Source organism: Alteromonas sp. (genome assembly GCF_984505615.1).
Map to the genome: position 1 here is coordinate 4454 of NZ_CFHOXV010000062.1, position 10961 is coordinate 15414.

At 45.2% G+C, this 10961-nt stretch carries 11 protein-coding genes and 1 pseudogene; 7 read left to right on the forward strand and 5 right to left on the reverse strand.

The features are described from left to right. From AC4PME_RS19640 to AC4PME_RS19650, 3 genes are all read right to left on the reverse strand, one after another. On the reverse strand, positions 1-335 hold a 335-nt coding region (locus AC4PME_RS19640; RefSeq protein ID WP_491529723.1), incomplete at its 3' end, for a LysE family translocator. Continuing rightward, positions 336-1070, reverse strand: a complete 735-nt coding sequence (cobB, locus tag AC4PME_RS19645) for a Sir2 family NAD+-dependent deacetylase (protein ID WP_490708861.1) — start codon at positions 1068-1070, stop codon at positions 336-338. It abuts the gene before it with no gap. Continuing rightward, complete coding sequence (locus AC4PME_RS19650) at positions 1067-1900, reverse strand: sulfurtransferase (RefSeq protein ID WP_490708860.1); 834 nt, start codon at positions 1898-1900, stop codon at positions 1067-1069. Before AC4PME_RS19650 ends, cobB begins: the two co-directional genes overlap by 4 nt. 318 nt (positions 1901-2218) lie before the next feature. Here AC4PME_RS19650 and AC4PME_RS19655 point away from each other — a divergent pair, with 318 nt between their 5' ends. The 7 genes and pseudogenes from AC4PME_RS19655 (at position 2219) to AC4PME_RS19685 (ending at position 9765) form a co-directional block, all read left to right on the forward strand. Further along, positions 2219-3472, forward strand: coding sequence for a tyrosine-type recombinase/integrase (locus AC4PME_RS19655; RefSeq protein WP_491046291.1), 1254 nt, complete (start codon positions 2219-2221; stop codon positions 3470-3472). After that, entirely contained in the window at positions 3472-4116 is a 645-nt protein-coding gene (locus AC4PME_RS19660) for a hypothetical protein (protein ID WP_491046290.1), read from the forward strand. Before AC4PME_RS19655 ends, AC4PME_RS19660 begins: the two co-directional genes overlap by 1 nt. Positions 4117-4668: 552 nt before the next feature. Then, positions 4669-5082 (forward strand): annotated as a pseudogene (locus tag AC4PME_RS19665) (bifunctional DNA primase/polymerase); the annotation flags it as partial. 129 nt (positions 5083-5211) lie between these two features. Further along, entirely contained in the window at positions 5212-6831 is a 1620-nt protein-coding gene (locus AC4PME_RS19670; RefSeq protein ID WP_491046311.1) for a VapE domain-containing protein, read from the forward strand. Positions 6832-7256: 425 nt separating this feature from the next. Next, entirely contained in the window at positions 7257-7604 is a 348-nt protein-coding gene (locus AC4PME_RS19675; RefSeq protein WP_491046289.1) for a hypothetical protein, read from the forward strand. Further along, entirely contained in the window at positions 7601-9022 is a 1422-nt protein-coding gene (locus tag AC4PME_RS19680) for a terminase large subunit domain-containing protein (RefSeq protein ID WP_491046288.1), read from the forward strand. The genes AC4PME_RS19675 and AC4PME_RS19680 overlap by 4 nt, the downstream gene beginning before the upstream one ends. A 2-nt stretch (positions 9023-9024) precedes the next feature. Continuing rightward, a complete protein-coding gene (locus tag AC4PME_RS19685) occupies positions 9025-9765 on the forward strand; it encodes a hypothetical protein (RefSeq protein ID WP_491046287.1) in 741 nt (246 codons plus the stop codon). 128 nt (positions 9766-9893) lie between these two features. On the opposite strand, the gene AC4PME_RS19690 is transcribed toward AC4PME_RS19685, so the two are convergent. Both AC4PME_RS19690 and AC4PME_RS19695 read right to left on the reverse strand, forming a co-directional pair. Further along, positions 9894-10172, reverse strand: coding sequence for a hypothetical protein (locus AC4PME_RS19690; protein WP_491046286.1), 279 nt, complete (start codon positions 10170-10172; stop codon positions 9894-9896). A gap of 83 nt (positions 10173-10255) precedes the next feature. Continuing rightward, positions 10256-10672 (reverse strand): hypothetical protein, encoded by a 417-nt coding sequence (locus AC4PME_RS19695; RefSeq protein WP_491046285.1) that lies wholly within the window; start codon positions 10670-10672, stop codon positions 10256-10258. Between the last annotated feature and the right edge of the window lie 289 nt (positions 10673-10961).

A 10961-nucleotide genomic window follows, 5' to 3' on the forward strand; every position in this document is an offset into this window, starting at 1 on the left:
TGTTTAGCGGCGATTTCAGCACCTGCTTCATTGTTTGTCTGTGCAGGGCCGCTTCTTAGCGCTCCGGAAGCGAGATATAACAGGTAGGCTGCGGCAATATAGGTAAACGCGGTATACAGCCAGGGGGTGGTTTTCAGAAGTACGCTAATTCCGACGAGTGAGTAAGCCACATGAACCAGAATTGCCATGCCAATCCCCACACTGGTAAACATGGCTGTCCTGCGACCATAAGCAACACTGTTACGCACAACTACAGCAAAATCAGGCCCCGGGCTGGCTACTGCCAGCAGGTGTACCAGAGCGATAGTAATAAATTCATCGAAATACGGCGACATTTACAACGTGGCGGTCAGTGATAACTCTTCAAGCAGACTGTCGACAAAGTTAGGAACAACTTTAGACGCCGGGCCGTGGTAAGACTCATCGAACATGTCACAGCGATCACTGGGTTGAAGATTCAGCTCCACAGTTCTGGCTCCGCTGTCCTTCGCAACCTGCACAAAGCCGGCTGCCGGATAAACCTGACCTGATGTCCCCACTGAGATAAACAAATCCGCTTTAGTCAAAGCCAGGATTATATCGTCCATTTGCAGCGGCATCTCGCCAAACCATACAATGTCAGGACGAAGGCCTGCAGCAGGTGTGCAACACGGGCAAGGAGTTTGATCATCAAAAGACTCATCCCAGGAGTGAGACTTGCCGGAACCTGTACAACGGGCTGAGAGTAACTTTCCGTGCATGTGAATCATGCGCTGACTGCCGGCACGCTCGTGAAGGTCGTCCACGTTCTGGGTTACGAGCAGAAAGTCTTTTCCAAGCTGCTTTTCAAGTCTGGCCAGTGCACTGTGTGCCGCATTGGGTAACACACCGGGTTCCTGCAGTTGTGCCCGCCGTGCATTATAAAAGCGGTAAACCAGTTCAGGATTTGCGGCAAATGCCTCAGGTGTCGCAACATCCTCAACTTTATGGTTTTCCCATAAGCCATTGCTGTCGCGGAATGTCTTCAAACCGGATTCCGCTGAAATACCTGCCCCGGTTAACACGACGACACGTGGTTTATTGCTCATCATTTAACCTCCACAGGAAAGTGTGAATTTGCTCCCCACTCTGCCCATGCGCCATCATAAACGGATACATCAGTGGCACCACATAACAGAGCGGCCATGCCGGTAATACATGCTGTAACTCCGGAGCCACAACTGCAGATGATTGGTTTATCAAGGTCGATCCCTTTGTCTGCAAAAATCTGTCTGAGTGCTTCCGGTGATTTAAAACGTCCGTTGTCTAATACACATTGAAAAGGCAAATTAAACGCGCCGGGCATGTGACCCCGACGTAATCCTTGTCTGGGTTCTTCTACTTCGCCATAAAAGCGGGCTTCGCTTCTGGCGTCGATAATCTGGATATCTTGTGAAAGTGCGTTGCTGACTTCTTCAGCATTAACAAACCATTTGCGGGAAGGCGAAGAAGGATTGTAAAGTGCATTCCCGCTGTGCGGAGCCGCTCCGGAATCAGGATAGCCCGCTGATTGCCAGGCTGGCCAGCCGCCGTCTAATACTGCTACTTTATCATGGCCGGCTGCTTTTAGCATCCACCAAAGCCTTGGTGCCGTAAACATGCCACGATTATCATAAATCACAACATCACTATTTTCGGTAATGCCTAAGCTTCCCAGTAATACAGCCAGCGCATCAGGAGAGAGATTTGTATGCGGCAAATCTCCTGAGTGGTCACTGCCTTCTTCATCAAGGTTAATATCAAGGGCGCCGGGTATAATTTGTGAACCGGTAATATCAGCAGTACCGTTTACAGGATCCGACATAATGGCACGGAGTACGCAAATGGCATTTTCATCAAGAGTTTGCCGAAGTGTACCGGCTGAGATTAAGAATCGATTCATTACGTCCCTGCTTAGAACGGCTGTAAATAAAACTGCACGATTCAATCACTATACGAAGATTCATCCTAAAAATACAGCCAATTATCGTCACAAATTTGAAAATTTACGGATTTAAACTAACGAGGATTGCTAAGAATATGAAGTCATTAAGAAATGGTGCCCGGGGCCAGCACTGTTTAAATGTCTAATCCTATCTATAACAATCCACAGAAAGCCTATAACGTAAGGCTTTACACCTAACCCACTTGTCTAAATACATCTACTACACTACAATTCTATCCGATATTTTATGGCAGGTATATTGGTAGGTAAAATAAAATGCCAAAGAAAGCAGCAGAACTGAATGATAAGGAAGTCCGAGCTATAGTGAATGGCGGACAAAAAGGCATATTTCCAGTAGGAAGAATTGCGGGGTTAAGCATTCAGGTAACGCCACCAGATGCGGCGAGCTGGATACTTCGAACCGTCATTGATGGTAAACGTAAATGGATCGGACTCGGGAGCTATCCAGAAGTCACTCTTTCACAGGCCAGAGAAGAAGCTGGGGAGCTAAAGCGCAGAATAAAGCGTGACGGTTACGATCCTATTGAAGAACGCCAACAGAGACGTTCTGAAGCTAAAAAGGAACAGTTGAAGACCTATACATTTAAAAAATTAGCTCTCGAATATGTCGAAAAGCGATCCCAGGAATTCAAAACAGAACAGCAAGTTCGAAAACTCACAAATATGTTAGACAACTATGCGTATCCTATCATCGGAGATATGCGTATTACTGACATTGACCTCAACGGAATTAAATCAGTTTTAGATCCTATTTGGGTTACCAAAACTGAAACGGCAAATAGACTACGTATTTACATCGGCCATGTCTTTGATATGGCAATTGCCAGAGGTATCTATAACGAATTAAACCCTGCACGATGGGACGGAGGCTTAAAAACTTTACTCCCTGCCCCTCAGAAAGTTAGCAAAACTCAACATCATAAAGCGTTAGACGTCGAGATCATGCCTGAATTTTGGACGAAACTAAAACAGCAGGAATGGCTAGGAGCCAAGGTATTACAATTCGGAATACTTACCGCCACCCGATCAGCGGAAATGCGCGGGGCTTTGTGGTCTGAAATTAACTTGGAGGAAAAGATCTGGCATATACCGGCTAAACGAATGAAAGGTGAGAACCCTAAAGATCACAACATTCCGCTTAGTTCTGCAGCAATCGATCTGTTACTAGCCTTGCCGAGAGAATCCGACTTGATATTTCCAAGTGCGAAAGGAACAGCTTTAACCGACGCGACGGTATCAAAAGTGCCAAAGCGTATTGGTTATGACGTAACTGCTCATGGTTTCAGAAGTACTTTCAAGGACTGGGCACGTCAGTATGTCAAATTCGACCACCAGCCATACGATGACGATTTAACCGAGTTAGCTCTAGCCCACGTTAATAATGACAGCACACGAGCGGCTTATGCTCGAAACGCACTATTAGAGGAGCGGCGGCCGCTTATGGAGGAATGGGCTCAATACTGCCGGAAACGTTTTAATAATGTGGTCGAAATTAGGGAGGCGAAATAATGGAACAACTTAAATACGATACTTTTGAAGAGAATTTAGGAATAGAACACCCCTTCGATCTTGAACTAAGAGATTGGGCTCAATCACTTTTAGAAGGTTATATCAATCACCAACATTTTTATGCCGCAAAAGGTTTGTACTTGTCACCAAATGATAAACGGTATCTAGACTTGTATGGTGAAGCTTTACTGGCTGAAAAGGTGTTGCAAAGAGGTGATATTCACGAAACAGCGTTGGCATTTTTGAAACTCGGTCAAGCTATTGAGAGAGCGAAGTCTCCTGGGGAATTAAAAGAACTAGAGAATGAAATAGAGCACAGCAAACGAGCCATAGAGTTAAATAAATTGAGGCTGGCGGATTATAATCGCCAACTCCCTTTAATAGAGAAGAAATGCAGAATTAGTCTTTTAAAAAGTCACGTTCAGAAAGCAGCTAAAATGATATGGGAACAAGACACCAAGGAAGAGAAACGTCTAGCTGATGTTTGTAGAGAAATATACCCTCACATTCGGGATTATTGTGAGAGGGAAGACGTATCGAGCTTATTGCCGGGCTATAAGCAAAATAATCCAGACAAATTAAAGCCTTGGTTACAAGAAATAGCCCCAGATTACTCTAGAGTAGCAGGACGGCCAAAAAAATAATTACGTAACTCGTACGGAATTTATATTTTACGTACGGCAAGGGAATTTTCAGCAACAAAAGTATGTGAATAATAGGTTGTGTCTTAATTAACTTAAATAGGCACAACACAATGCAAACATATCTATCAGTAAAATCTGTAGCCCATCGCTACGACATAGCAATATCAACAGTTTGGCTTCGCTTGAAGCAAGGCAAGCTCCCCTCTCCAGTGAAACTCCACGGCACCTCGACAAGATGGCTATTGAATGACTTAGAGCGCTGGGAAAAACAGCAGAGCACGGAGGTTTAATTATGGAGCAGCAGAGGAACTTAGAGGAGCTACTTTCCTTATACACCTACTTCGACACAGCTCAGGCGATTGGAGTCCTAGAGCATCATGCGTACGCTTTAGCATCGTTCATGGAACTCATGTGCGATTACGAAACAATGGCGGATCTTAAGACTATAAATGAAGAACGCCTAGCTAAAGTGACCCATTGGAGTATCGTTGTTAAAGACCTGCTAAAAGCGAACTTTATTACGGTAATCCCTCGTGGGAAAAGGGGGCACTAATGAGCTCTCCTCCTCAATTAGAACAATGTTTGATAAACTGCGACCTTCAAGTTTTCCCCTGTTGGATTAGATTCGACGACGCAAAACAGAAATACCTGAAAGGCCCAGCGATACCCAAAGGCGCAAACTGGCAAACAGTCAACCCGAACGACCCCCGCCTCGATTGGTCAAGCGGTACCATCGGCGTAATGGTACCCCCGGGCCTTGTGGTCCTCGACTTGGATACACAAAAAGGCGTAACCCGAGCGGACGTCGAGGCGTTCCTCGGATGCCGTCTCAATTGGGATGCGGCCCTTATTCAGAATACCCCGTCCGGCGGCGCCCATTACGTGTTTAGAACCCACCGGCCGATAAAGCAACGGTCTGACTGGATCGCTGGGTTCGATACCCGTACGGCCGGACAGGGCTTTATTTGCTCCGGGAATCTCTACTCCCCTGCGGGTAATTGCGGCCCCTATGCACTCACTATGCCGCATATACTCCCGGAGTTACCTAACTGTCCGACCATAGAAGTCGTTAAAGTCGAACGGGTCGAGACGACGATGCCGACGGCGGAAACACGAGACGAGGATACGCTTATCGCGGCGCTACACTACGTCGACCCGACGACCCGTGATACATGGCTAAAAGTCGGAATGGCTCTCAGGAATCATTATCACGATAGCCCAGAGGCTGGATTCGCATTATTTGATGCATGGTCTCGGGGCGAGTATTGGCCGGATGGCTGCCCTCCGTCATACGAGCCGAAGTCGCAAGAACAGCAATGGGCTTCTTTTAAGGCCGAAAAAGGCGGCCGCGAGGTAACTATTGGGTCGGTGTATCACATAGCGGTCAATGGGGGTTGGACATCACCCCGACGTATCGACACGGCTGCAGCATTTAGAAGCACTGTGACCGGTCTGAATGCTGAATTACGCCCTTTTAAATGGGGGCCAATGGACCCCATTCTATTTCCTCACATTAGATCAAACAAAACCGGAAGCAACATCAAGGTACTAGCGACGATTGAAAATATTGAGGCACTGCTTCAGCATTATGGAATACAAGTATTCTATGACGTAATTAAGAAGAAACATTCGATTAATGTTCCTGGACAATCTGGCTCGCCGGATAATGCCGATAATACAGCTCTCACTCAATGTATTAGTCTGGCAAAGCTAAATGATATTCCATCAGAACAAGTAACATCGTACATCTTTGCAATCGCAGATCAAAACTTGCATAACCCGGTAGCCGACTGGATTCTATCAACTCCTTGGGACGGAAAAGATCGCTTAAGTACTCTATACGACACTTTAGAAGTAAAAGCAGATTACCCTAGAGAATTGAGAGACATAATGATTAAACGCTGGCTTATAAGTGCTGTAGCTGCAGCTCTAGAACCTGCAAACTTCAAAGCCCGTGGGGTGCTAACACTTCAAGGAGCGCAATCAATTGGTAAAACTTCATGGTTAGAAAGTCTTGTACCCGACCCACTTCTACGCAAAAAGCTGGTAAAAACAGACCACTTACTCGACCCCTCAAATAAAGATAGCGTGATCGGCGCTGTCACACACTGGCTAGTAGAATTAGGTGAACTTGATTCAACATTTAGAAAGGACATATCTAGGCTTAAAGGTTTCATAACAGGCAGCATGGATAAAGTCAGACGACCTTACGACAGAGTAGAAGCTGAGTATCAGCGACGAACCGTGTTTTTTGCGTCAGTCAATGATGATAATTTTCTTGTCGATGATACCGGCAATACCCGCTTTTGGACGGTAGCAGTTGAAAGCGTTAATTATCATCATTCAATTGATATGCAACAAGTTTGGGCTCAGGTACGTACCCTTTACGAAAGTAAAGAACAGTGGTGGCTTACTAATGATGAAGAGAGTCAATTGGAACGCCTTAACAAGCGCCACAAAGTGATTACAACAGTCAGCAGCCTAATTAAAGACAGATTAGATTTAGAATGTAGCGATGCACGTTTATGGTCAAAGAAGTCAGCTACAGAGGTGTTATTTGATATCGGTATTACAACCCCTACTAACCAACAATCTAAAGAAGCCGGGGCGGCACTCCGTGAAATAATAGGGGAACCGGCCGGGAACAGTAAAGGACGTAAAACTTGGCTCGTCCCACCTCTAACAACCAGTCGCGCATTCGCTTCTACAATGTAGGTCACAGGTAGGGCAACATTGTAAAAGTCTGACTGCCCTACCCAATCCCCTAACTCTCTAAAGCCAGAGAAATAAAAGCGTGGAGACAGATAGGTTATGCAAGGTAGGTCAATAGGTCCTAAAAGGGGGAAAAGGGTTTAGTATTGAGTATATATTCGGGGAGCCAGTAAGAAAACTGCCCTGCATCTCCTACCTGCCCTACCCAGATATCGGATTTTGCGGGGAAAGATTTTTAAGAATATCCGTACCCTACCCCCTTAAATTCGGCCCCAAACAGAAAGAATTGAGCCCACATCAGGCTCCGCAACTACTTTATATTAAGGGCATGTACGGATATGGATAACTTTACCTGCCATCCTACCTATCAATAACGGAGTGGTTACCTTATATTTAGCCTATAGATAGAACCTAGATATAAGGTAGTTATGACAAAGCAAATCGAGCCTCCAATCCGCTATACGAAAGACTGGCTGCAAAGTCTGGACCAGCGAACCAGTATCGCGCAGGATTTACGTAACAGGCATTCCGCGCTTTGTGACGATCTGGGTGGTTACTCTCATCTCTCCTACCAGCAACGAGCGTTAATCGACCGGGCAATTTTTCTTGAATACCACCTACAACAAGAGGAACTTAAATTAGCCCAAGGTCAAGACTTTGATTCGGGCAAATGGACTCAGGCCTGCAATAGCTTAAGCGGCCTATTCTCTAAGTTAGGGCTTGAACGCAACCGCCGTGAGGTATCACTTAACCAATATATTAAGGCCAGCCAATGAACATAGTCGAAACTATGGCCGACCCCCGGCTTTTCGGTGATTTGTTCGCGGCTAATTGTTGGGACAACTGGCGAGTCTTGTTAAAAGCGTTCTACGCACTGCCCCTAGACGATAGAGACAGAGATGCCTATACAGAGTTAACTAACAGGCAAATTGTCCCGCCCTCTCCATTTAACGAATTGTACATGGTTATCGGACGCCGTGGCGGTAAGAGTCAGGTAGCCGCACTTATTGCTGTATATGAAGCATTCTTTAACGAATACGCCGATCAGCTAAGCCCAGGTGAAGTAGCCACCATTATGGTTATTGCAGCAGACCGTAAGCAGGCCCGCTCAGTCTTTCGGTACATTACTGGGCTGATTAAAGACTGCCCTATGCTTAAATCAATGGTGATAAGAGAGAGTTCAGAATCAATCGAACTAACTAACCGTGCAGTTATAGAGATCACCACAGCTAGCCACCGCAGAACTCGCGGTTATACGTGCTCTTGTGTTATCGCAGACGAAATAGCCTTTTGGATGACCTCGGAAGACAGTGCCAACCCTGATAAGGAGATCGTCAACGCGCTTCGTCCAAGCCTAGCCACTTTAAACGGTAAGCTGGTAGCTCTATCGTCTCCATACGCGCGTAAAGGTGTGTTGTGGGAAGCTTACAGAAACTATTACGGCAATGACCAAAGCGTTCGAGTGTTAGTAGCTCAAGCTCCAACCCAACTAATGAACCCGCTTCTCGATAAGTCGGTTATTGATCAGGCTTACTTAGAAGATGAAGCCTGCGCGAAGGCCGAATATGGCGCTCAGTTTAGAACAGACGTTGAAAGTTTCATTTCTCGCGAAGCAGTCGAAGCTGTAACTATTCCGGGCCGGATTGAATTGCCACCAGCACACCAAAATTTCTACATAGGTTTTGTCGATGCTGCTGGTGGAAGTGGTCGTGACTCTATGACATGCGCCATAGCCCACAGGGATAATAAAGACGGTTCAATCATCGTTGATGCAGTAAGAGCCGTTAAACCCCCCTTTAGCCCTGAGCAAGTTACCAAGGAATTTAGCCAACTGTTCGATTCCTACAGAGTACGTACTATTACCGGTGATCGCTGGGGTGGCGACTGGGTTCGCGAGCAGTTCAGAAAGATTGGAATTGACTACAGTCCTTGCGAACTTGATAAATCGCAGATCTACGCTGAGTTTTTACCGTTAGTTAACTCCCAACGCATTGAGCTTCCCGATATAAAACAGCTTACATATGAGCTATGCAACCTAGAACGAAAGAATAGTGTTAAGCCACGAATTGACCACCCCCCCGGCCAACATGACGACCTTATCAATAGCGTTGCTGGTGCTGCAGTATTCGCTGTCCGGAAACGAAATTTTGTAGCCGGTCCTCCTGTTCGTTCATTTAATTATATGAGGAAATAAAAATGAATTACCAAACCAACAAAAGCCATGCAGATACACGCAAACCTTTACCAGAACTGGATATGGCAGTTCACCTGAAAAGCGATGCGTGGAGAAAGAGCATTTTAGATTTAGCGGGGCCGGACAATGCCACCAATAGCCAACTATTAGCGGCATTGGATTTACAAGCATCAGTGGTAAGCGACATTAAGAAAGTTGTTAATATGCGGAATCATCAGTCTTCTGACATTACTCAGGGCATGCACTTAAAACAAGTTGCGTCATCTTACGATAGGCTGTTGAGCAGTTATGACGTTCGAGCAAAGGACGCTACTGCAAACCTTAAGAAATTAAAGGTGAACATTCATAAAGATTTTGAGAGCCAGTTAGGTTTTTCCTCTCAACAAAACGAGGAAATAAGGTCCTTATTTAGATCGCAATCAAAAGAGCAGCAACTCCGCGATGTTCAAACCGCAATAGAGAGCGGTGACGGTACTTTTTTAAACGCTATCCTGAATAGCACCCCTTATGCGGTTGGTCTTACTGCTCAGCAACAAGCGGTCTATAGAGCACAAGCAATGAAACGTCACGCTCCTGGGCTCGTAAACATGCAAGCTGCTATTGATAAGACACTTGATCTGCTGACTAATGTTACAGCGGGTCTTGTAGAGTCAGGTGATTCAATCACAGCTCGTTCAATAAGGCAGGAATATCAGCGACAGGAAGAAATTGCAAGACAGGCGGCTGCCGGTGCTAACTTTTAGTTGAACAGATGGTCCATAACTTATGGCAGAAAAAACCAACACATAGCGTCTACAGTATCAGCTATTCGCGGGGGAGCAAAATATTGCCCCCGCGAATATGCGAGCAACTACAATTGGTTGTTAGTTATTTATTCAAAAGAATCAGGGATGGTCGGCACTGATATAACCTTTCCGTCTCTAATGACAAAAGATACCGATTTTGCTGCACCTGTCATGCCGTTAGCGTGGCTCCATACCCAAATTTGATCTTGCCCACGAGTCGTAACCATGTAGGGTTTTCCCAGCAGAGTTGTCAGCTCACCTTGAGACATACCAATTTGTACTTTTCTTGCGTTTTCAAATTGAAATGGTGAACCCGCACAAGCCGTAATTGACAGGGCAAGAAAAATGATTAAAAAAGCTTTCATTTAAAATTCCTTTTAAATATTCAACTCCTCAACGTGAGCGATTGAGCAACCCGGAAACGTTGAGAGCGACTTTAATGAACTTGTTAAACATCTAATCCGGTATAGCTATCTTCGAAGCCAACTACTCTTACTGACCCATCTTCTGAAACAAAGATCCAATTCAATTTTATCAAGTGGCGAACCCAAACAGAAACTTGTTCACATTGCTTTAAATACTGAGGAAGATTGGGAAGTGCAATTGCATATATCCACTCTGGACTTTCCATTCTCTGTATTATTTGCCCCAAACAGGTTCTAAAATCTAACCCCATCTGTGAGGTCTTTCCTTTGGCTTCAATTAACCAAACCTCGCGGCTTTCACTATGAATACACTTCAAGTCAGCGAAACCCGGGTCCAAAAGGTCAAAACCTCTAGAATGAAAATATTTTTCAATTCTTTCTTGGATAAACGACTCATTAGGGAATTCATGCTTCCTTTTGAATCCTGGCTTAACTGCCACGTCTGTATCCTTTTAATTGCTTTACAATTTAATAGATATCAAGGCGGCATAGTCAACTACACCACTGTGAACAACACCTTTTTATCCTAAGTTACACTTTATTCACTCAAAATCAATATGACTGATAACTACAAGTCTTCGGGAATAAGCTAAATAAATAGAAAGAAATTAATGGCTGGTTTATTGGCAGGTTTGTTATTGAATCGGCCTGCAGGCCTTTAAAATTAGGGAAGTTGGTGCCCGGGGCCGGACTTGAACCGGCACGCTGTTACCAGCGAGGGATTTTAAA